Below are 20,860 nucleotides of genomic sequence, written 5' to 3'. Positions count from 1 at the left end.
TTGGCGTGAACATTAATGCAACCCTGATTGGCCAATCCGTTGCTTTTCTGATTTTTGTGCTGTTCTGCATGAAGTACGTATGGCCTCCGGTCATCACTGCTCTGCACGAGCGCCAGAAGAAGATTGCAGACGGCTTGGACGCTGCCAACCGCGCAGCTCGCGACCTGGAGCTGGCCCAAGAGAAAGCGGGTCAGCAACTGCGTGAAGCGAAAGCACAGGCAGCCGAAATCATTGAGCAAAGCAAGAAACGCGCTGCTCAGCTTGTCGAGGAAGCCCGTGATCAGGCCCGCGTCGAAGCTGACCGTGTGAAGGCTCAGGCTCAGGCCGAGATCGAACAGGAACTGAACAGCGTCAAAGACGCCCTGCGTGCCCAAGTGGGTGCCCTGGCCGTTGGCGGTGCTGAAAAGATCCTTGGCGCCACAATCGATCAAAACGCGCATGCGGAGCTGGTTAACAAACTGGCCGCTGAAATTTAAGCGAGGGCGATCATGGCAGAACTGACCACGTTGGCCCGACCTTACGCTAAGGCTGCCTTCGAGCATGCCCAGGCCCATCAGCAACTGGCCAATTGGTCAGCCATGCTCGGCCTGGCTGCTGCGGTGTCGCAAGACGACACCATGCAGCGCCTGCTCAAGGCCCCGCAACTGACTAGCGCAGACAAGGCCGCCGCATTCATTGAAGTGTGCGGTGACAAGTTCGATGCACAGGCACAGAATTTCATTCATGTTGCCGCGGAAAACGACCGTCTCCTGCTTCTACCGGAGATTGCCACCCTGTTCGACCTGTACAAGGCCGAGCAAGAGAAATCCGTGGACGTGGAAGTCACCAGTGCTTTTGCGTTGAACCAAGAACAGCAAGACAAACTCGCCAAGGTTCTCAGTGCACGGCTCAGCCGGGAAGTGCGCCTGCACGCGTCGGAGGATGCCAGCCTGATCGGCGGCGTCGTCATCCGCGCCGGCGACCTGGTAATCGATGGCTCTGTTCGCGGCAAAATCGCGAAACTGGCCGAAGCATTGAAATCTTGAGTTTGAAGGGGCAGCAGAGCAATGCAGCAACTCAATCCTTCCGAAATTAGTGAAATCATCAAGGGTCGCATCGAGAAACTCGATGTCGGCTCCCAAGCCCGCAACGAAGGTACCGTCGTCAGCGTTTCCGACGGTATCGTTCGCATTCACGGTCTGGCCGACGTCATGTACGGCGAAATGATCGAGTTCCCGGGCGGCGTCTACGGTATGGCACTGAACCTGGAGCAAGACTCCGTGGGTGCGGTGGTACTGGGCGCTTACACCTCCCTCGCCGAAGGCATGTCCGCCAAGTGCACCGGCCGCATCCTGGAAGTTCCTGTGGGTAAGGAACTGCTGGGTCGTGTGGTCGATGCCCTGGGCAACCCGATCGACGGCAAAGGTCCGCTGAACAACACCGAGACCGACGCGGTCGAGAAAGTGGCTCCAGGCGTGATCTGGCGTAAGTCGGTCGACCAGCCTGTGCAGACTGGCTACAAGTCGGTCGACGCCATGATCCCGGTTGGCCGTGGTCAGCGCGAGCTGATCATCGGTGACCGTCAGATCGGTAAGACCGCCATGGCGGTCGACGCGATCATCAACCAGAAAGACAGCGGCATCTTCTGCGTCTACGTGGCCGTCGGCCAGAAGCAGTCGACCATCGCCAACGTCGTGCGCAAGCTGGAAGAAGCCGGCGCCCTGGCCAACACCATCGTGGTTGCCGCCAGCGCCTCGGAATCCGCCGCACTGCAGTTCCTGGCACCTTACGCCGGCTGCACCATGGGCGAGTTCTTCCGTGACCGCGGCGAAGATGCTCTGATCGTCTACGATGACCTGTCCAAGCAGGCCGTTGCCTACCGTCAGATCTCCCTGCTGCTGCGCCGTCCGCCAGGACGTGAAGCGTACCCAGGCGACGTGTTCTATCTCCACTCCCGTCTGCTGGAGCGTGCTTCGCGCGTTTCGGAAGAGTACGTCGAGAAGTTCACCAATGGCGCAGTCACCGGCAAGACCGGCTCGCTGACCGCCCTGCCGATCATCGAAACCCAGGCTGGCGACGTTTCCGCGTTCGTTCCGACCAACGTGATTTCCATCACCGACGGTCAGATCTTCCTGGAATCGGCCATGTTCAACTCGGGCATCCGCCCTGCAGTGAACGCCGGTGTTTCGGTCTCGCGCGTCGGTGGTGCCGCTCAGACCAAGATCATCAAGAAGCTGTCCGGCGGTATCCGTACCGCGCTGGCTCAGTACCGTGAACTGGCGGCCTTCGCCCAGTTCGCGTCCGATCTGGACGAAGCGACCCGCAAGCAGCTGGAACACGGTCAGCGCGTCACCGAGCTGATGAAGCAGAAGCAGTACGCGCCGATGTCGATCGCCGACATGGCTCTGTCGCTGTATGCCGCCGAGCGTGGCTTCCTGACCGACGTAGAAGTCTCCAAGGTCGGCAGCTTCGAGCAAGCGCTGATCGCCTACTTCCACCGCGATCACGCCGAGCTGTTGGCCAAGATCAACGTGAAAGGTGACTTCAACGACGAAATCGACGCTGGCATGAAAGCCGGTATCGAGAAGTTCAAGGCCACCCAGACCTGGTAAGCCGCAGCGGGGCTTCTGGCCCCCGCTTGCTAACCTGATAGGTGATACATGGCAGGCGCAAAAGAGATTCGCAGTAAGATTGCGAGCATCAAAAGCACGCAAAAAATTACCAGCGCCATGGAGAAAGTGGCGGTCAGCAAAATGCGCAAGGCACAACTGCGCATGGCTGCTAGCCGTCCTTACGCGGAGCGTATCCGCCAGGTGATCGGTCATCTGGCCAACGCCAACCCGGAATACCGTCACCCGTTCATGATCGAGCGCCCTGTAAAGCGCGTCGGTTATATCGTGGTGAGCAGTGACCGTGGTCTGTGCGGTGGCTTGAACACCAACCTGTTCAAGGCCCTGGTCAAGGACATGAACGAAAACCGCGAACAGGGCGTGGAAATCGACCTGTGCGTGATCGGCAGCAAAGGTGCGACTTTCTTCCGCATCTTTGGCGGCAACGTGGTAGCCGCGATCAGCCACTTGGGCGAAGAGCCATCGATCAACGATCTGATCGGCTCCGTCAAAGTGATGCTGGACGCCTACCTCGACGGCCGTATCGATCGCCTCTCGGTGGTTTCGAACAAGTTCATCAACACCATGACCCAAAAACCGACGGTCGAGCAGTTGGTACCGTTGGTGGCAACCCCGGATCAGGAACTCAAGCACCACTGGGACTACCTGTACGAACCCGACGCAAAAGAGCTGCTGGACGGCTTGATGGTGCGTTACGTGGAGTCGCAGGTGTACCAGGCGGTGGTCGAGAACAACGCTGCTGAACAAGCGGCCCGGATGATCGCCATGAAGAACGCCACAGACAACGCCGGTGACCTGATCAGCGAACTCCAGCTGATCTACAACAAGGCGCGTCAGGCTGCGATCACCCAGGAGATCTCGGAAATCGTCGGCGGCGCTGCCGCGGTTTAACGGTTCACATATTCAGAGGATCCAGCTATGAGTAGCGGACGTATCGTTCAAATCATCGGCGCCGTCATCGACGTGGAATTCCCACGTGACGTCGTGCCGAGTGTTTACAACGCGCTGAAAGTTCAAGGCGCGCAGACCACCCTGGAAGTTCAGCAGCAGCTGGGCGACGGCGTGGTTCGTACCATCGCGATGGGCTCGACCGAAGGTCTGAAGCGCGGTCTGGACGTCGTCGATACTGGCGCGGCCATTTCCGTTCCGGTAGGTAAGGCCACGCTGGGCCGTATCATGGACGTCCTCGGCAACCCGATCGACGAAGCCGGTCCGATCGGCGAAGAAGAGCGTCGCGGTATCCACCAGCCAGCGCCTTCGTTCGCTGACCAGGCAGGCGGCAACGACCTGCTGGAAACCGGCATCAAGGTTATCGACCTGGTTTGCCCGTTCGCCAAGGGTGGTAAGGTCGGTCTGTTCGGTGGTGCCGGTGTCGGCAAGACCGTCAACATGATGGAACTGATCCGTAACATCGCCATCGAGCACAGCGGTTATTCCGTGTTCGCCGGTGTGGGCGAGCGTACTCGTGAGGGTAACGACTTCTACCACGAGATGAAGGACTCCAACGTTCTCGACAAAGTAGCGCTGGTCTACGGTCAGATGAACGAGCCACCAGGAAACCGTCTGCGCGTCGCGCTGACCGGCCTGACCATGGCCGAGAAGTTCCGTGACGAAGGTAACGACGTTCTGCTGTTCGTCGACAACATCTATCGTTACACCCTGGCCGGTACCGAAGTATCCGCACTGCTGGGCCGTATGCCTTCCGCAGTAGGCTACCAGCCGACCCTGGCCGAAGAAATGGGCGTTCTGCAAGAGCGCATCACTTCGACCAAGGAAGGTTCGATCACCTCGATCCAGGCCGTCTACGTGCCTGCGGACGACCTGACCGACCCGTCGCCAGCGACCACCTTCGCCCACTTGGACGCCACCGTCGTTCTGTCCCGTGACATCGCCTCGCTGGGTATCTACCCGGCCGTCGACCCACTGGACTCGACTTCGCGTCAGCTGGACCCGAACGTGATCGGCAACGAGCACTACGAAACTGCCCGTCAGGTCCAGTACGTTCTGCAGCGTTACAAAGAGCTGAAGGACATCATCGCGATCCTGGGCATGGACGAACTGTCCGAGACCGACAAGCAACTGGTTGCTCGCGCTCGTAAGATCCAGCGCTTCCTGTCGCAGCCGTTCTTCGTGGCCGAAGTCTTCACCGGCGCGCCAGGCAAGTACGTTTCGCTCAAGGACACCATCGCTGGCTTCAGCGGTATCCTCAAAGGTGACTACGACCACCTGCCAGAACAAGCGTTCTACATGGTCGGCAGCATCGACGAAGCGATCGAGAAAGCCAAGAAACTGTAATCCCGGCGCCCCGCAAGGGGCGCTAATCAGGTTGAGGCAAGCAGATGGCTATGACAGTCCATTGCGATATCGTCAGCGCGGAAGGGGAGATCTTCTCCGGTCTGGTCGAGATGGTAGTAGCGCACGGTAACTTGGGCGATCTGGGTATCGCGCCAGGCCACGCGCCGCTGATCACCAATCTCAAGCCGGGTCCGATCACGCTGACCAAGCAGGGTGGCACTCAAGAGGTGTACTACATCTCCGGTGGCTTCCTCGAAGTGCAGCCGAACATGGTCAAGGTTCTCGCCGACACCGTGCAACGCGCTGCCGACCTGGACGAAGCTCAGGCTCAGGAAGCCCTCAAGGCTGCCGAGAACGCGCTGAACACCAAAGGTTCGGACTTCGACTACGGCGCTGCCGCCGCACGTCTGGCCGAGGCTGCGGCTCAGCTGCGCACTGTCCAGCAAATGCGCAGAGGCAAGTGATCCGGTCCTGCCGGTGATCTGCGTTGCGATTGAGTTAAAGGGTAGCCTCGGCTACCCTTTTTCTTTTCCCGATTTCCCCCTCGGTCACATCCCTGACCGCCCAGGATTGGTAGCCAGTCAATGTCACTCGATATCGTTATTCTCGCCGCAGGCCAAGGCACTCGCATGCGTTCGGCGCTGCCCAAGGTGCTGCACCCGGTCGCTGGCAATTCCATGCTTGGCCACGTTATCCACAGCGCCCGTCAACTGCAGCCCAATGGCATCCATGTGGTCATCGGCCATGGCGCCGAACGCGTGCGCGAATCCCTGGCGGCCGACGACCTGAATTTCGTCATGCAGGACAAGCAACTGGGTACAGGTCATGCGGTCGCCCAGGCGTTGCCGGCGATCACTGCCGACACCGTGCTGGTGCTCTACGGCGACGTGCCGCTGATCGAGGTGCAAACGCTGCAGCGTCTGCTGGCGAAGGTCGACGACCGCCAACTGGGCCTGCTGACCGTGAATCTCGAGGATCCGACCGGCTACGGCCGTATCGTGCGCGACGAACAGGGCCAGGTGACAGCCATCGTCGAACACAAGGACGCCAGCGATGCGCAGAAGGCGATCAAGGAAGGCAACACCGGCATTCTCGCGATGCCCGCCGCGCGCCTGGCCGACTGGATGGGCCGCTTGTCCAACAACAATGCCCAAGGCGAGTACTACCTCACCGACGTGATCGCCATGGCGGTGTCCGACGGCCTGGTGGTGGCCACCGAGCAGCCGCACGATCCGATGGAAGTGCAGGGCGCCAATGACCGCCGCCAACTGGCTGAACTCGAGCGACACTATCAGTTGCGTGAAGGCCGTCGCCTCATGGCCCTGGGCGTGACCCTGCGTGATCCGGCGCGTTTCGATGTGCGCGGTGAGGTGACGGTTGGGCGCGACGTGCTGATCGATATTAACGTCATTCTCGAAGGTCAGGTGGTCATTGAGGACGATGTTCAGATCGGCCCGAACTGCGTGATCAAGAACAGCACACTGCGCAAGGGTGTGGTGGTCAAGGCCAACAGCCATATCGAAGGCGCGGTGATGGGTGAGGGCAGCGACGCCGGTCCGTTCGCCCGGCTGCGTCCAGGGAGCGTGCTGGAGGCCAAGGCCCATGTGGGTAACTTTGTCGAACTGAAGAACGCTCATCTGGGCAAAGGCGCTAAAGCCGGCCACTTGACGTACCTGGGCGATGCGCAGATCGGTGCCCGCACCAACATCGGTGCCGGAACCATCACCTGCAACTACGACGGCGCCAACAAGTTCATGACCGTGCTGGGCGAGGACGTCTTCATCGGCTCGAACAACTCGTTGGTAGCACCTGTGGAAATCAAGGATGGCGCCACCACTGCGGCTGGCTCGACCATCAACCAGGCGGTCGAACCTGCTCAGTTGGCGGTCGCCCGCGCACGTCAGCGCAACATCGACGGCTGGAAAAGGCCGGTGAAGATCAAGAAAGACTGAGTTATCAACAGCTCTGTTATCCACAAGCCGACTTATGTGAATAAGTCGGCTTTTGTTTGCGCGGGTTTTCTGGGTGAAAGCTGTTGATGGGCAGCTTGACGAACTGCCGATCTTAGGTTTTGATTGCACCCATTATCTTTCGAATCGAAACTTAAAAGCAGATGTCGAAACGAAACACCCCCCAGCGCCGCCATAACATCCTCGCCTTGCTCGCAGAACAGGGCGAGGTGAGCGTCGACGCCTTGGCCAAGCATTTCGAAACGTCTGAAGTGACCATTCGCAAGGACCTCGCTGCGCTCGAAACCAACGGGCTGCTGTTACGCCGCTACGGCGGCGCCGTGCCGGTACCGCAAGAAATGTTCGGCGGGGTCGCCCAGCCCATTTCCAGCTACAAGAAAGCCATCGCCCGCGCTGCCGTAGCCGGTATTCGCGAACATGCGCGCATCATCATCGACAGCGGCAGCACCACGGCCGCGATGATCCCTGAACTGGGCCGCCAGCCTGGCCTGGTGGTGATGACCAATTCGCTCAACGTGGCCCGTGCCATCAGCGAACTGGAGCATGAGCCCGTGTTGCTGATGACCGGCGGCACCTGGGATCCGCATTCGGAGTCGTTCCAGGGCCAGGTCGCTGAGCAAGTGCTGCGCTCCTACGATTTCGATCAGCTGTTCATCGGTGCCGATGGCATCGACCTGAACCGCGGCACCACCACCTTCAACGAGCTACTTGGCCTGAGCCGGGTGATGGCCGAGGTGGCCCGTGAAGTGATCGTGATGGTCGAGTCGGACAAGGTCGGGCGCAAGATTCCCAACCTCGAGCTGCCTTGGGGCAGCGTTACCACCCTCATTACAGACGATCGCCTGCCGAGTTCGGCACGCGACCAGATTCAAGCCCGCGGCATCAACCTGATCTGCGCCGCGATCAGCCAGGAGCAATGACCATGTGTGGAATCGTCGGTGCAGTCGCCGAGCGTAACATCACCTCCATCCTCATCGAAGGCCTCAAGCGTCTCGAGTACCGCGGCTATGACAGTGCCGGCCTGGCGGTAATCACCGCCGAAGGCCAGTTGGACCGCCGCCGCCGCATCGGCAAAGTGGCCGAGCTGGAAGCCGCTGTGAGCGCCGAACCGCTCAATGGTCACCTGGGCATCGCGCATACCCGCTGGGCCACCCACGGCGCGCCGACGGAGCACAATGCCCACCCGCACTTCTCCGGTCAGGAAGTGGCCGTTGTTCACAACGGCATCATCGAGAACCACGAAGAGCTGCGTGAAGAGCTCAAAGGTCTGGGCTACGTGTTCGCGTCGCAGACTGACACCGAAGTGATCGTCCACCTGATCCACCATACCCTCAAGCAGATCCCCGACCTCACCGAGGCGTTCAAGGCCGTGGTCAAGCGCTTGCATGGCGCCTATGGCCTGTCGGTGATCAGTGCCAAACAGCCGGACCGCCTGGTCGCCGCGCGCAGCGGCAGCCCGCTGGTGATTGGCCTGGGCCACGGCGAGAACTTCCTCGCGTCCGACCAACTGGCCCTGCGCCAGGTCACTGACCGTTTCATGTACCTGGAAGAAGGCGACATCGCCGAGATCCGCCGCGATCACGTGAGCATCTGGGACCAATCCGGTGCTGCGGTGCAGCGCGAGACCGTGCAGTACCACGAAGGCGCCGAGGCGGCGGACAAAGGCCACTACCGCCACTTCATGCTCAAGGAAATCCATGAGCAGCCGTCGGTGGTTCAGCGCACCCTGGAAGGGCGCCTGGGCAAGGACCATGTCATGGTCCAGGCGTTCGGCCCGCAGGCCGCCGAGCTGTTCGCCAAGGTGCGCAACGTGCAGATCGTCGCCTGTGGCACCAGCTACCACGCCGGCATGGTCGCCCGCTACTGGCTGGAAAGCCTGGCCGGCATCCCGTGCCAGGTCGAAGTTGCCAGCGAATTCCGCTACCGGAAGGTGGTCGTCCAGCCGGACACCCTGTTCGTGTCGATCTCTCAGTCCGGCGAAACCGCCGATACCTTGGCGGCGCTGCGCAACGCCAAGGAACTGGGCTTCCTCGGCAGCCTGGCGATCTGCAACGTCGGCATCAGCTCGCTGGTGCGCGAGTCGGATCTGACCCTGCTCACCCTGGCTGGCCCGGAAATTGGCGTCGCCTCCACCAAGGCGTTCACCACCCAGCTGGTGTCGTTGATGCTGCTGACCCTGGCCCTGGGCCAAGTGCGCGGCACGCTGGAAGCGGGCGTCGAAGCCGAACTGGTCGAAGAACTGCGTCGCCTGCCGGCGCGCCTGGGCGAAGCCCTGGCCATGGACACCGTGGTCGAGAAGACTGCCGAGTTGTTCGCCGACAAGCACCACACCCTGTTCCTCGGCCGCGGTGCGCAGTACCCGGTGGCGATGGAAGGCGCGCTCAAGCTCAAGGAAATTTCCTATATCCACGCCGAGTCGTACCCGGCCGGTGAACTCAAGCACGGCCCGCTGGCGCTGGTCGATGCCGACATGCCAGTGGTCACGGTTGCGCCGAACAATGAGCTGCTGGAAAAGCTGAAGTCGAACCTGCAGGAAGTCCGCGCTCGTGGCGGCGAGCTGGTGGTGTTCGCCGACGAGAACGCCGGTATGAGCAACGGCGAAGGCACCCACGTGATCAAGGTGCCGCACATCATCGACGCCCTGGCACCGATCCTCTACACCATCCCGCTGCAATTGCTGTCGTACTACGTGGCCGTGTTGAAAGGGACCGATGTCGACCAGCCGCGTAACCTGGCCAAGTCGGTGACGGTGGAGTGAGGGTTGCTGGGTCGGATGTAGGGTGATGATTACCCTCGGCCCCAAGCGCTGCGTAGCAGTTCTCAACGGGTGTGCATTCGACTGATCAATCACGCAGCGATGAAGGAGGCACAAAGCCTCCTTCATTGATGGACAATCGTGCCCTGAAAGGGTCGCCGTCATGTCTTCTCTGGTTGGGGAACACGCTGCAGCACGTCCTCATAGGCACGCAGATCGAGGAACGCCGTTACCTCGATCGCACGTGCGTTTTCCATCCGTAATATCCAGGCATAGCGATTGATATAGGGCTTACCGTCGCCCGCGACGGCCTCGCCTGTCCACTGGACGATGACGTATCCGCCATCGGCCCAGACTTGCCTCGACACCGGCCGAATGGGTGTTTTGAGCCGCACGGTGATGGGGCGAACCGCCCTCTTCATCAAATCATCCCGCCCGTGATAAGTACCTGCGTAGGGCCCTGACCCTTCAATGGTCCAGACGACATCGGGTGCCACAACCTCGTTGAAGAAGTCAGAGCCACCCGCTGCCCACCGATCAAATGCGGCAGCGACAACGGCTTTGTTGTCGGCGACCACTGCAGGCTGGCTTGGCTCGACAATCGCCGAGGCAGACGTTGCACTGCAGGCAAGCGACGCGCAGAGAACGAGGCTGAAAATGTGATGGGTTGAACGCAGGCTGGTCACGATATGTTCTCCCTTGGCGTTTCTTGTCCCACGCGTTTCTGCACCGTGGCGCCGCCGAATATCAATTGCTGGACCATCGGTCTGGCGACAAACCGACCCGGAAAGATAGGTTCAGGCGCGCTTGCTCGATCCAGGCGCTCGAGATGCGACTGGTCCAAATCGATACTGAGTGCTTTCAGGTTGTCTTCGGCTTGAGCCAATGTTCGCGCCCCGACGATGGGCGCCACCACCACCGGGTTGCGCAAGGCCCACGCCAGCGCGACCTGCGAGGCTGTGGCACCTATTTCCCGGGCGATATCGACCACCACGCTGGCGATGAGCAGCGAGCGCTCATTCATGTGGCCCGTGGCACTGATCACGCCCTTGCGGTCTGTCGCTACGCCGGCTTCTTGGTTATCGCTCAGGTCTTCACGTCCATACTTGCCGGTCAGAATACCCCCGCCCAGCGGTGACCACGGCATCACGCCGAGCCCCATTTCCCGCGCCATGGGCAGTAACTCATGCTCCACGGTGCGCTCCACCAGGCTGTACTCGATTTGTAGCGCGACCAAGGGCGACCAGCCGCGCAGCTCTGAGAGCGCTTGCAACTGCACGACCTTCCACGCGGGCGTATTGCAGATGCCCAGATACAGCACCTTGCCGCTGCGAACCAGATCATCCAAGCCGCGCATGACTTCTTCCGCGCTCGTGGTGAAGTCCCAAGCGTGCAGGTACAGCAGGTCAATACGGTCGGTGTCCAGTTGTCGGAGGCTGGTTTCGACCGAACGCATCATGTTGAGGCGATGATTGCCGCCTGAGTTAGGGTCACCGGGATCACGGGCCATCGTGTACTTGGTTGAAACAACCAGGCGCTCGCGGCGACCCTTCATCAACTGGCCAAGCATGCGCTCGGACGCGCCATTGGTGTAGTTGACCGCGGTGTCTATGAAGTTGCCGCCCGCTGCGACATAGGCGTCGAAAATTTGCCGGGCTCCGGCTTCGTCCGTTCCCCACCCCCAGTCGGAGCCGAAGGTCATCGTCCCCAATGCAAGTGGGGAAACGCGAATGCCGGAGCGGCCAAGCAGGCGGTACTGATCGAGTGCTGCAGAATTAGACATTGGAACTCCTTACCGAACACTGTCGATGGCGGTAGGGAGACTGTGCGTCGAGAGGGCGGCTTGCGCGTACAGGGATCGTCTTGCATTCTTGCATCATCCTCCGAGGTACTGGGAGTTTCACGCCAGAACGTTTGGGACACGCCATGAATCAGCGGCACACCCTGATCGACATCATCCGTCGTCATGCGCCTTCCAATGGTTTCCACTCAACGCCCATAGCAGGCGTGACATTGGTGCGTTCAGATACGCCCACCGTGCCCATGCCCGTGGTGTATCAGCCAACCCTCTGCTACATCGTTCAAGGACGTAAGCAGGTCTCGATTGGCGCCACGACCTACGTGTACGACGCGGCCAATTACCTTGTCGCCTCAGTCGATATGCCAGTGATGGGCTCGGTTATCGAAGCGAGCGAGGCAGAACCCTATCTGTGCTTGGTGCTTGACTTGGACAGGGCGGTGCTCAGCGAGCTAGCCCTGCGCCATCCAGCCACTCGCCACGAATCATCTGCCTCGACGCCAAGTGGTATCGAACTCAACGGCAGCACCCCGGAGCTTTTGGACGCCGTCAGCAGGCTGGCTCGCTTGCTCGACACGCCTCAAGACGCTGCAGAACTGGCGCCGCTGGTGATACGCGAAGTGCTCTATCGCCTGCTCACCCGACCTGGCAATCAGATGCTGCTGCAGATGGCCACGGCCGACAGTCGTCTTCGTCAGATCGCCAAAGCAATCACCTGGCTTCGTGCCCACTATCAAGAGCCGGTGCGCATCGATGATGTGGCGGGCGTCGCAGGCATGAGCCGCTCCACCTTTCATGTCCACTTCAAGGCGGTGACGTCAATGAGTCCGCTGGAATTCCGCTGCCTGCTCAGGCTGCAGGAGGCCCGGCGCTTGATGGTGGCCGAGGCGCTGGACGCGGCAGGTGCCGGTTACCGGGTCGGCTACGAGAGTCCGTCTCAATTCAGCCGTGACTACGCACGCGTATTTGGCCTTCCGCCTGCCCGAGATGCTGTGCGATTGCGCAGCGCGTCTTTCTAGCATAGCCAGACGCCATACCTGAGTTTCGTGACCAGGCGCCTCAGTTAAAGCGCGAGCGTTCAGGCTGCGCCGCGCATGTATAACTGGACATGAGTGAAACTAAAGCCACTCTGAATTCAATTCATTGGCCCCAACTTGAGACCCCCCTCTAATATGCTGATCAATTCAGGGCCGAGCGAAGCTGATCGCTGATCGGCCAGTAGTGCTGGATGCACGATGATCTATTAGCGCTTGGGGAGTCGAGCCAAGATGAATAACGAATTTTCATTTTCGATTAATACGCTTCGTTTCGACGAACATTATCAACCGTCGCAGACTACCCGCATCACCACCAACTTCGCCAACTTGGCCAGGGGGGAGAGCCGCCAGGAAAACCTGCGTAATACATTGAAGATGATCGACAATCGCTTCAATGCGCTGGCTCATTGGGACAACCCTAAAGGCGATCGTTACACCGTCGAGCTCGAGATCGTTTCCGTGGAAATGGCGGTCGATGACGCGCAGGCTGCGGCGGCATTGCCTTTGATCGAGCTGTTGAAGACCACCGTGGTGGATCGAAAAACCAACGAACGCCACGATGGCATGGTCGGAAACAATTTCTCGTCGTATGTCCGGGACTATGACTTCAGCGTCGTATTGCCAGGGCACAACAATAATCAGCCTCGCTTCACTATTCCGGCAGATTTCGGCGTGCTGCATGGACAATTATTCAAAGCCTTCGTCAGTTCGCCTATTTATAAAGAGCATTTCAAGAAGGCGCCCGTCATCTGCCTGAGTGTGTCCAGCAGCCGAACGTACCAGCGGACGGAAAATCATCATCCTGTATTGGGTGTCGAGTACCTTCAAGATGAGTACTCGCTGACCGATGACTATTTCGCCAAGATGGGCCTGAAAGTTCGCTATTTCATGCCGCCCAACAGTGTCGCGCCGTTGGCATTCTATTTTTCCGGCGATCTGCTCGGTGATTACACGGCGCTCGAATTGATCAGCACCATCAGCACCATGGACACGTTCCAGAAGATCTACCGGCCTGAAATCTATAACGCCAACTCTGCGGCGGGAAAAGCCTATCAGCCGAGTTTGCAGCACCAGGACTATTCACTGACGCGGATCGTCTACGACCGGGAAGAGCGCAGCCGCCTGGCGGTGGAGCAAGGGCATTTCGTTGAAAAGCACTTCATCAAGCCCTACCGCGCCGTGCTCGAGCGGTGGTCTGCTCGCTACGCACGTTGATCAATCTCAAGGACAAGGTTTTTACCATGAACAAGCTGTTGCCTACTTCGACTGCTGGCAGTCTGCCCAAGCCGTCTTGGCTCGCACAACCCGAGACACTGTGGTCGCCCTGGAAACTGGAGGGCGAGGCGCTGATCGAGGGTAAGCAGGACGCCTTGCGGGTGGCATTGCACGAGCAACAACGCGCCGGCATCGACATCGTCAGCGACGGCGAGCAGACGCGTCAGCACTTCGTCACGACCTTCATCGAGCACCTCAGTGGCGTCGATTTCGAAAAGCGCGAGACGGTGAGGATTCGCGATCGCTATGACGCCAGCGTGCCGACCGTGGTGGGCGCCGTGGCTCGGCAAAAGCCGGTGTTCGTCGAAGACGCCAAGTTCTTGCGTCAGCAAACCCGGCAACCGATCAAATGGGCGCTGCCGGGTCCGATGACGATGATCGACACGCTCTACGACGCGCACTACAAAAGCCGCGAAAAACTGGCTTGGGAATTCGCCAAGATCCTCAACGAGGAGGCCCGAGAACTCGAAGCGGCTGGTGTGGACATCATTCAGTTCGACGAGCCCGCCTTCAATGTCTTCTTCGACGAGGTGAACGAATGGGGCGTCGCCACGTTGGAGCGTGCCATCGAAGGCCTCAAGTGCGAAACGGCCGTGCACATCTGCTATGGCTACGGCATCAAGGCCAACACTGATTGGAAAAAGACCCTGGGCTCGGAATGGCGGCAGTACGAAGAGGCCTTCCCCAAACTGCAGAAGTCCAGCATCGATATCGTCTCGCTGGAGTGCCACAACTCACACGTGCCGATGGAACTGATCGAGCTCATCCGTGGCAAGAAGGTCATGGTCGGTGCCATCGACGTCGCCAATCATGCGATCGAAACGCCCGAGGCGGTGGCCGATACCCTGCGCAAGGCGCTGCAGTTCGTGGATGCTGACAAGCTCTACCCGTGCACCAACTGCGGCATGGCGCCTTTGCCAAGGCGCGTGGCCAGCGGCAAGCTGCAGGCGTTGACGGCCGGTGCTGAAATCGTTCGCCGAGAGCTCACGAACGTGCGCTGAGCTCACCTGGAAGGGGCCGCATCACGGCCCCTTTCTCGGTTATTCGCGGACCATCCCGCGCATCTGTTCGCCCCGCCGCCTGCGCACCAGGAAGTACGCCGCCACGATCACCACCAAGGTGGCCAGCACCAGCCACGACTGCAAGCGCGTGGCCGGCTCCAGTGCCTGGGTCGTCAGCACCGCGACCAGCGCCAGGAAGGCCACGGCGTTGCTCACCGGAAAGCCCCAGGCCCTGAAGTACGACGCATCCACCACTTCGTGGCGGGTCTGCCAGCGCATCGCCAAGTGGGCGAAGATGATGAAGATCCAGACGAAGATGATGAATGCGCCGGTGCTCCTGGCCAGGGTCAGGAAGATGTCGCCGCCGCTGAGGAAATGCACCGTCAGGATGCTCACGCACACGCTGAAGGCCAGTGCCAGGGCATTGATCGGCACGCCCTTGGCGTTGGTCCGCGCGAACAGTGCCGGGGCGTGGCCGCGCTGGCTGAGGGAGAACAGCATGCGCGAGTTGGAGAACATGAACGAGTTCATCACCGACATGAACGAGACGAACAGCACCAGCTTCATCGCCACGGCCGCGCCTTTGAAGCCGGCGAGGGTGAACAGGGCCACGTAGGGCGAGGCGAGGTTGGCCTTGTCGACCCAGGGCAGGCACAGCACCAGAATCGACACCGAACCGACATAGAACAGCATCACCCGCACGATCACGCTCTTGATCGCACGGATCACGTTACGCCGCGGGTTCTCCGACTCGCCAGCGGCCACGGCGGCGATTTCGCTGCCGCCCAAGGAAAAGATCGCCACGAGCACCCCGGCCATCACCGGCGACAGGCCGTTGGGCATGAAGCCGCCGTGCTCGGTGAGATTGACCAGGCCCGGAGCCGGGATGTTTTCCTGCCAGCCCAGCAGAATCGAGGCGCCGAGCAGCATGAAAATGAGAATGGTGATGACCTTCAGCGCGGCCAGCCAGTATTCCACTTCAGCGAATGAGCGTACCGAGTAGGCGTTGCTGGCGATGAGTGTCACCAGCATGATGAAGGCACCGACCCAGATCGGCAGCCAGGGCATGAAGTCGTTGAGGATCGCGCCCAGCAGGACCGCCTCCAAGGTGATGGTGACCATCGACTTGAGCCAGTACAGCCAGCCGACCGTGAAGCCTGCCCAGTCGCCCAGGTAGGTATTGGCATAGGTGGAGAAAGAGCCGGCATCGGGATTGCGTGAGGCCATTTCGCCGAGCATGAACATCACCAGGGTGACGATGAGGCCACCGATGATGTAGGAGAGGATCGCGGCCGGGCCTGCCAAGGCGATCAAGCTGCCAGAGCCGACGAACAGGCCCGCGCCAATGACGCCGCCCAGCGCGATCATGGTGATGTGCCGCTGCTTGAGGCTTTGCTTCAATCCGCTGTCTTGCATGTCCAGGTGTCTCTTATTATTGGAAGGAACGGGCACTGGTACAGCGCGCAAGGCGCTGCGGTCCGCCTGCACAGGGCGGGGCCATCGAGCGGGGCCTGGGTCTGGCGCTGCGCCTGCCAAGGACTTCCCGATCTGTCACCTTGGGCAAAACGACGCCAGGGCTCAAACGAATTCTGCGCACAACATCCTGCGGTTTTTTCCTGAGGCCCGATGCGAGGGCTCAAACGGACGGCGTAAAAGGCATGCAAAGTGCCAGTATCCCGCTCGTCGGCGCGCAGCTTCCTAGGAAATTTCCTTCAATTCCTACGGCGCAGATCAATGTGTTGTTCCCTATGAGTGTCGTAACGTCCTGTGCTTTTCAAAACAAGGACGACGCTCATGCAAGCGATGGAACGGATACTCGACATACAACCCATCACCCAGGCCGACATCACCCTGCATCTCAACGGTCAGCCGGTGCAGGCAGCAGCCGGTGAAACCGTGCTCAGCGTGCTCAACGCGGTGGGGCTGCGCCCAGTGGCGCTCAATGACCATGGTCAGCGCAGCGGCGCCTTCTGCGGCATGGGGGTGTGCCATTGCTGTCTGGTCGCCATTGATGGCCGCGCCAAGCGTCGCGCGTGTCAGACCGTGGTGCGCGAAGGCATGCGCGTCGAGACTGAGGTCAATGCCATTGCCACGCAGGTGCAACCATGAGCCTGCGTCCGGTGATCGTCGGCGGCGGTTCGGCGGGGATGGCGGCGGCCATCGAACTGGCCGAGCAGGGTGTGGATTGTCTGCTGTTCGATGAAGCCTCGCGCCCCGGTGGGGTGGTCTATCGCGGTCCGCTGCGGGCCGGTGTCGACCTGGGTTATCTCGGCGCGCGCTATGGCAAGGCCCTGCAGCGACTGCACGAGCAATTCGCGGCCAACGCCCGGCACATCGACGTGCGCTTGAACAGCCGCGTGGTCGGTGGCGACAGCGAGCGGCTGATGGTGCTCGATGCCGACGAGCAACTGCATGAAATCGACTACGCCCAGTTGCTCCTGGCGGCCGGTTGTCACGAACGCAACGTGCCGTTTCCCGGCTGGACCCTGCCCGGGGTCATGCTGCTCGGCGGGTTGCAGTTGCAGATCAAGAGCAACGTGGTCAAACCCTTGGGCAGCACCCTGATCGCCGGCACCGGACCGCTGCTACCGCTGGTGGCCTGTCAGTTGCACGCCGCTGGGGCCAAGGTCGCCGGCGTCTACGAGGCCTGTGCGTTCAATCGCATTGCGAAGGAAAGTCTGGCGCTGATGAACAAGCCCCAGTTGTTCCTCGACGGCCTGAGCATGCTGGCCTACATGAAGCTCAACGGTATCCCCATGCATTACGGCTGGGGTGTGGTTGGCGCTCGCGGTGACGCTGAACTGAGCGAGGTCAGCGTGGCGCCCTATGGCCAGGACTGGAAACCTGACCTTAGCCGCGTGCAGCGCGAGTCGGTACAGACCCTCGCCGTGGGCTACGGCTTCATCCCGCGCACCCAACTCAGCCAGCAACTGGGTCTGGCGCACGGCTTCAGCGAAGACGGCTATCTGCGCGCCGAGTGCAATGTCTGGCAGCAGAGCAGCGAGGCGCACATCCACCTGGCGGGTGACATGGCCGGTATTCGAGGCGGTGAAGCCGCAATGCTGACCGGACGTATTGCAGCGGTCTCGATCTTGCAGCAACGCGGTGTGCTGGATGCCGCACAGGCCATCGAGCGGCGTGAGCGCTACCTGGGCAAGCTGGCGGCGATCAAGCGCTTCCGCTATGGCGTCGAGCGCTACACCCGTAGGGGCGCGGCGCAGATCGAGCTGGCTGCGCCGGATACGGTGATCTGCCGCTGCGAGCACGTCACCCGCAGCGACATCGACCTGGCGCTGGAGCAGGGCGTGCAGGACATGGCCAGCCTGAAGATGCGCACCCGGGTGAGCATGGGCGACTGCCAGGGCCGTATGTGCGTGGGTTATTGCAGCGATCGCCTGCGCGCCGACACCGGGCGCGCCGATGTGGGGTGGTTGCGGCCACGCTTCCCTGTGGACCCGATTCCGTTTTCCGCATTCCTGCACCTGGGCACGGAGGCCTGAACATGAACAAGACCTATGACATCGTGATTGCCGGTGGCGGCGTGATCGGCGCCTCCTGCGCCTACCAGTTGTCCAAGCGCAAGGGCTTGAAGATCGCCCTGATCGACAGCAAGCGCCCCGGCAATGCGACCCGCGCCTCGGCGGGCGGGCTGTGGGCCATCGGCGAATCCGTGGGCCTGGGCTGCGGGGTGATCTTCTTTCGCATGATGTCCTCGCGCAACAAGCGCGAGGCCCACGGTGCGGCGGTGGCGGTGGATTCGAGCACACCTCACATCCTGCCGCAGTGCTTTTTCGACCTGGCGCTGCAATCGAACGCGCTGTATCCACAGCTGCACCAGGAGTTGATCGAGCGCCACGGCATGGACTTCAAGTTCGAACGCACGGGCCTTAAGTACATCATTCAGGACGATGAAGACCAGTTGTACGCCGAGCACATCGTGTCGCACATTCCGCACCTGGCCGATCAAGTCCGCTGGCTGGATCGCGCGGCCTTGCGCGAGCGTGAGCCGGCGGTGAGTCACGCGGCCAGTGGGGCGCTGGAGTTTCTCTGCGATCACCAGGTCAGCCCGTTCCGGCTGGGTGATGCGTTCCTGGAGGCGGCCCGGCAGAACGGTGTTGACCTGTACCTGAACACCAATGTCACCGGCGTGCTGCATGAGCAGGCGCGGATCAAGGGCGTGCGCACGGCTGAGGCCGGCGTCTTCCATTGCCATACCCTGCTCAATGCAGCGGGCTCCTGGGCCGGAGAACTGAGCGAGTGGGCCACCGGCACCTCGATTCCGGTGAAACCGGTGAAAGGTCAGATCGTCCTGACCGAACGCCTGCCCAAGCTGCTAGATGGTTGCCTGACCACCAGCGACTGCTACATGGCGCAGAAAGACAACGGTGAGGTGTTGATCGGCAGCACCACCGAGGACAAGGGCTTCGATGTGCGCACTACCTTCCCGGAAATCGCCGGGCTGGTGCAAGGCGCAGTGCGCTGCGTGCCGGAGCTGGCGCAGGTGAGTCTCAAGCGCACCTGGGCGGGACTGCGCCCGGGGTCGCCAGACGAGCTGCCGATTCTCGGACCCGTGGAGGATATACCGGGCTACTTCAATGCCTGTGGACATTTCCGCACCGGCATCCTGACGTCGGCGATCACCGGGGTACTGCTGGACAAGGTCATCAACGACGAAGAAACGCCGCTGGATCTGACCCCATTCCTCGCTTCGCGCTTCGGCACGGCTGTGGATAAGAACTGGGCGGTGGTATAGATCCGACGATTGATCCGCGATGGCGCCTGACACCTTCGCGGATCGACCCTTTCCACAGATGCGCGAGGAAAGTTCCTACGGATGAGCTACCCTGATTCGATGGGGTTCGAATCTGTGTATGGCGTTCTAACGTGAAGGGGGTCTTTCATGCTTGCGCAACTTCCGCCAGCCTTGCAGAGCCTGCACTTGCCTCTGCGTCTTAAGCTCTGGGACGGCAATGAGTTCGACCTGGGGCCCAGTCCCCAAGTCACCATCCTGGTCAAGGAGCCGCAGTTGATCTCGCAGCTCACCCATCCGAGCATGGACGAACTGGGCACTGCGTTCGTCGAGGGCAAGCTGGAGCTCGAAGGCGACATCGGCGAAGTCATCCGCGTGTGCGACGAGCTCAGCGAGGCCCTGCTCCACGACGAAACCGACGTCAACCCCGTGCGCACCGCGCACGACAAGGACACCGACGCCGAAGCCATTTCCTACCACTACGACCTGTCCAACGCGTTCTATCAGCTGTGGCTCGACCCGGACATGGTGTACTCCTGCGCCTACTTCAAGGAACCGGACAACACCCTGGCCCAGGCGCAGCAGGACAAGTTCGACCATCTGTGCCGCAAGCTGCGATTGCAGGCTGGCGACTACCTGCTGGATGTGGGGTGCGGCTGGGGTGGGCTGGCGCGCTTCGCCGCTCGTGAGTATGGAGCCAAGGTGTTCGGTATCACGCTCAGCAAAGAGCAGCTCGCCTTGGGACGTCAGCGGGTCGAAGACGAGGGGCTGGCCGACAAGGTCGATTTGCAGATCCTCGACTACCGCGATCTGCCCCAGGATGGTCGCTTCGACAAGGCGGTGAGTGTCGGCATGTTCGAGCACGTGGGTCATGCCAATCTCGAGCTGTACTGTCAGCGGCTGTTCGGGGCCGTGCGCGAGGGTGGCCTGGTGATGAACCACGGCATCACGGCCAAGCATGTGGACGGCCGCCCGGTCGGACGCGGGGCAGGGGAGTTCATCGATCGCTACGTTTTCCCCCATGGCGAACTGCCCCACATTTCGATGATTACGGCGCGTATCTGCGAAGCGGGACTTGAAGTCGTGGATGTGGAGAGCCTGCGCCTGCACTACGCCAAGACCCTCAATCACTGGAGCGAGAACCTGGAGAATCAGCTGCACCGCGCGGCAGCGCTGGTGCCGGAGAAGACGCTGCGGATCTGGCGCCTGTACCTGGCCGGATGTGCTTACGCCTTCACCAAGGGCTGGATCAACCTGCATCAGATTCTCGCGGTCAAGCCCTATGCGGACGGTCACCATGACCTGCCGTGGACGCGCGAAGACCTCTATCGTTGAGCCCGTGCGGGCCGCCTCGGCGAGGCGGTCCTTCA

Annotated in this window: 19 protein-coding genes; 16 read left to right on the top strand and 3 right to left on the bottom strand. The window is 61.0% G+C overall.

What is annotated here, in order from left to right:
- The first annotated feature begins 5 nt into the window (after positions 1 to 5).
- From GKC70_RS23520 to glmS, 9 genes are all read left to right on the top strand, one after another.
- A complete protein-coding gene (locus GKC70_RS23520) occupies positions 6 to 476 on the top strand; it encodes a F0F1 ATP synthase subunit B (protein ID WP_029612173.1) in 471 nt (156 codons plus the stop codon).
- A gap of 12 nt (positions 477 to 488) precedes the next feature.
- A complete protein-coding gene (locus GKC70_RS23515; protein ID WP_317872223.1) occupies positions 489 to 1,025 on the top strand; it encodes a F0F1 ATP synthase subunit delta in 537 nt (178 codons plus the stop codon).
- Between the two features lie 21 nt (positions 1,026 to 1,046).
- Positions 1,047 to 2,591, top strand: a complete 1,545-nt coding sequence (gene atpA, locus GKC70_RS23510) for a F0F1 ATP synthase subunit alpha (protein WP_029612176.1) — start codon at positions 1,047 to 1,049, stop codon at positions 2,589 to 2,591.
- A 48-nt stretch (positions 2,592 to 2,639) separates the two neighbouring features.
- Positions 2,640 to 3,500, top strand: coding sequence for a F0F1 ATP synthase subunit gamma (gene atpG, locus GKC70_RS23505; RefSeq protein ID WP_029612178.1), 861 nt, complete (start codon positions 2,640 to 2,642; stop codon positions 3,498 to 3,500).
- A 27-nt stretch (positions 3,501 to 3,527) separates the two neighbouring features.
- Positions 3,528 to 4,904: a F0F1 ATP synthase subunit beta gene (gene atpD, locus GKC70_RS23500; protein ID WP_317872224.1), complete on the top strand. Its 1,377-nt coding sequence runs from the start codon at positions 3,528 to 3,530 to the stop codon at positions 4,902 to 4,904.
- Between the two features lie 44 nt (positions 4,905 to 4,948).
- Positions 4,949 to 5,368 carry a F0F1 ATP synthase subunit epsilon gene (locus GKC70_RS23495; RefSeq protein WP_023532701.1) on the top strand — a complete coding sequence of 140 codons (420 nt, stop codon included), beginning with the start codon at positions 4,949 to 4,951 and terminating at the stop codon, positions 5,366 to 5,368.
- A gap of 120 nt (positions 5,369 to 5,488) precedes the next feature.
- Positions 5,489 to 6,856 carry a bifunctional UDP-N-acetylglucosamine diphosphorylase/glucosamine-1-phosphate N-acetyltransferase GlmU gene (glmU, locus tag GKC70_RS23490; RefSeq protein WP_342650075.1) on the top strand — a complete coding sequence of 456 codons (1,368 nt, stop codon included), beginning with the start codon at positions 5,489 to 5,491 and terminating at the stop codon, positions 6,854 to 6,856.
- Positions 6,857 to 7,017: 161 nt separating this feature from the next.
- A complete protein-coding gene (locus tag GKC70_RS23485; RefSeq protein WP_039582305.1) occupies positions 7,018 to 7,794 on the top strand; it encodes a DeoR family transcriptional regulator in 777 nt (258 codons plus the stop codon).
- A gap of 2 nt (positions 7,795 to 7,796) precedes the next feature.
- The gene (gene glmS / locus GKC70_RS23480) at positions 7,797 to 9,632 is read left to right on the top strand and encodes a glutamine--fructose-6-phosphate transaminase (isomerizing) (protein ID WP_295483139.1); all 1,836 of its coding nucleotides are present in this window, start codon (positions 7,797 to 7,799) and stop codon (positions 9,630 to 9,632) included.
- Positions 9,633 to 9,790: 158 nt separating this feature from the next.
- On the opposite strand, the gene GKC70_RS23475 is transcribed toward glmS, so the two are convergent.
- On the bottom strand, positions 9,791 to 10,315 hold the full coding sequence (locus tag GKC70_RS23475; protein ID WP_342650074.1) for a nuclear transport factor 2 family protein: 525 nt from the start codon (positions 10,313 to 10,315) through the stop codon (positions 9,791 to 9,793).
- The gene (locus GKC70_RS23470; RefSeq protein ID WP_342650073.1) at positions 10,312 to 11,412 is read right to left on the bottom strand and encodes an aldo/keto reductase; all 1,101 of its coding nucleotides are present in this window, start codon (positions 11,410 to 11,412) and stop codon (positions 10,312 to 10,314) included. The genes GKC70_RS23475 and GKC70_RS23470 overlap by 4 nt, the downstream gene beginning before the upstream one ends.
- Before the next feature lie 143 nt (positions 11,413 to 11,555).
- Between GKC70_RS23470 and GKC70_RS23465 the strand changes: the two genes are divergently transcribed.
- The 3 genes from GKC70_RS23465 (at position 11,556) to GKC70_RS23455 (ending at position 14,740) form a co-directional block, all read left to right on the top strand.
- Positions 11,556 to 12,446 carry an AraC family transcriptional regulator gene (locus GKC70_RS23465; RefSeq protein WP_342650072.1) on the top strand — a complete coding sequence of 297 codons (891 nt, stop codon included), beginning with the start codon at positions 11,556 to 11,558 and terminating at the stop codon, positions 12,444 to 12,446.
- Positions 12,447 to 12,695: 249 nt separating this feature from the next.
- Entirely contained in the window at positions 12,696 to 13,679 is a 984-nt protein-coding gene (locus tag GKC70_RS23460; RefSeq protein ID WP_342650071.1) for a DUF1852 domain-containing protein, read from the top strand.
- 26 nt (positions 13,680 to 13,705) lie between these two features.
- The gene (locus GKC70_RS23455) at positions 13,706 to 14,740 is read left to right on the top strand and encodes a methionine synthase (protein ID WP_342650070.1); all 1,035 of its coding nucleotides are present in this window, start codon (positions 13,706 to 13,708) and stop codon (positions 14,738 to 14,740) included.
- Between the two features lie 39 nt (positions 14,741 to 14,779).
- Here GKC70_RS23455 and GKC70_RS23450 read toward each other — a convergent pair whose 3' ends face one another.
- Positions 14,780 to 16,156, bottom strand: coding sequence for an amino acid permease (locus GKC70_RS23450; RefSeq protein ID WP_342650069.1), 1,377 nt, complete (start codon positions 16,154 to 16,156; stop codon positions 14,780 to 14,782).
- Between the two features lie 378 nt (positions 16,157 to 16,534).
- On the opposite strand from GKC70_RS23450, the gene hcnA reads away from it, so the two are divergent.
- The 4 genes from hcnA to cfaB all read left to right on the top strand — a co-directional run bounded on the left by hcnA (position 16,535) and on the right by cfaB (position 20,825).
- Positions 16,535 to 16,849 (top strand): cyanide-forming glycine dehydrogenase subunit HcnA, encoded by a 315-nt coding sequence (gene hcnA / locus GKC70_RS23445; RefSeq protein ID WP_342650068.1) that lies wholly within the window; start codon positions 16,535 to 16,537, stop codon positions 16,847 to 16,849.
- The gene (gene hcnB, locus GKC70_RS23440; RefSeq protein WP_317871756.1) at positions 16,846 to 18,240 is read left to right on the top strand and encodes a cyanide-forming glycine dehydrogenase subunit HcnB; all 1,395 of its coding nucleotides are present in this window, start codon (positions 16,846 to 16,848) and stop codon (positions 18,238 to 18,240) included. Before hcnA ends, hcnB begins: the two co-directional genes overlap by 4 nt.
- A 2-nt stretch (positions 18,241 to 18,242) precedes the next feature.
- Positions 18,243 to 19,493, top strand: coding sequence for a cyanide-forming glycine dehydrogenase subunit HcnC (hcnC, locus tag GKC70_RS23435; RefSeq protein WP_342650067.1), 1,251 nt, complete (start codon positions 18,243 to 18,245; stop codon positions 19,491 to 19,493).
- Positions 19,494 to 19,640: 147 nt separating this feature from the next.
- A complete protein-coding gene (gene cfaB, locus GKC70_RS23430) occupies positions 19,641 to 20,825 on the top strand; it encodes a C17 cyclopropane fatty acid synthase CfaB (RefSeq protein WP_342650066.1) in 1,185 nt (394 codons plus the stop codon).
- The last annotated feature ends 35 nt before the right edge of the window (positions 20,826 to 20,860 follow it).

The organism is Pseudomonas sp. REB1044 (assembly GCF_038813925.1).
Taxonomy (GTDB): domain Bacteria; phylum Pseudomonadota; class Gammaproteobacteria; order Pseudomonadales; family Pseudomonadaceae; genus Aquipseudomonas; species Aquipseudomonas boreofloridensis.
The sequence above is the reverse complement of the archived record's forward strand: the minus strand, read 5'-3'. Positions and strand labels throughout refer to the sequence as shown.

Bases quoted from the DNA above. Each gene is read 5' to 3' on its own strand.
- GKC70_RS23450 (WP_342650069.1), bottom strand. From the start codon at position 16,156: ATGCAAGACAGCGGATTGAAGCAAAGCCTCAAGCAGCGGCACATCACC.
- hcnA (WP_342650068.1), top strand. From the start codon at position 16,535: ATGCAAGCGATGGAACGGATACTCGACATACAACCCATCACCCAGGCC.
- GKC70_RS23465 (WP_342650072.1), top strand. From the start codon at position 11,556: ATGAATCAGCGGCACACCCTGATCGACATCATCCGTCGTCATGCGCCT.
- GKC70_RS23455 (WP_342650070.1), top strand. From the start codon at position 13,706: ATGAACAAGCTGTTGCCTACTTCGACTGCTGGCAGTCTGCCCAAGCCG.
- atpA (WP_029612176.1), top strand. From the start codon at position 1,047: ATGCAGCAACTCAATCCTTCCGAAATTAGTGAAATCATCAAGGGTCGC.
- GKC70_RS23485 (WP_039582305.1), top strand. From the start codon at position 7,018: ATGTCGAAACGAAACACCCCCCAGCGCCGCCATAACATCCTCGCCTTG.
- GKC70_RS23460 (WP_342650071.1), top strand. From the start codon at position 12,696: ATGAATAACGAATTTTCATTTTCGATTAATACGCTTCGTTTCGACGAA.
- glmS (WP_295483139.1), top strand. From the start codon at position 7,797: ATGTGTGGAATCGTCGGTGCAGTCGCCGAGCGTAACATCACCTCCATC.
- cfaB (WP_342650066.1), top strand. From the start codon at position 19,641: ATGCTTGCGCAACTTCCGCCAGCCTTGCAGAGCCTGCACTTGCCTCTG.
- GKC70_RS23495 (WP_023532701.1), top strand. From the start codon at position 4,949: ATGGCTATGACAGTCCATTGCGATATCGTCAGCGCGGAAGGGGAGATC.
- hcnB (WP_317871756.1), top strand. From the start codon at position 16,846: ATGAGCCTGCGTCCGGTGATCGTCGGCGGCGGTTCGGCGGGGATGGCG.
- atpD (WP_317872224.1), top strand. From the start codon at position 3,528: ATGAGTAGCGGACGTATCGTTCAAATCATCGGCGCCGTCATCGACGTG.
- GKC70_RS23470 (WP_342650073.1), bottom strand. From the start codon at position 11,412: ATGTCTAATTCTGCAGCACTCGATCAGTACCGCCTGCTTGGCCGCTCC.
- glmU (WP_342650075.1), top strand. From the start codon at position 5,489: ATGTCACTCGATATCGTTATTCTCGCCGCAGGCCAAGGCACTCGCATG.
- atpG (WP_029612178.1), top strand. From the start codon at position 2,640: ATGGCAGGCGCAAAAGAGATTCGCAGTAAGATTGCGAGCATCAAAAGC.
- hcnC (WP_342650067.1), top strand. From the start codon at position 18,243: ATGAACAAGACCTATGACATCGTGATTGCCGGTGGCGGCGTGATCGGC.
- GKC70_RS23515 (WP_317872223.1), top strand. From the start codon at position 489: ATGGCAGAACTGACCACGTTGGCCCGACCTTACGCTAAGGCTGCCTTC.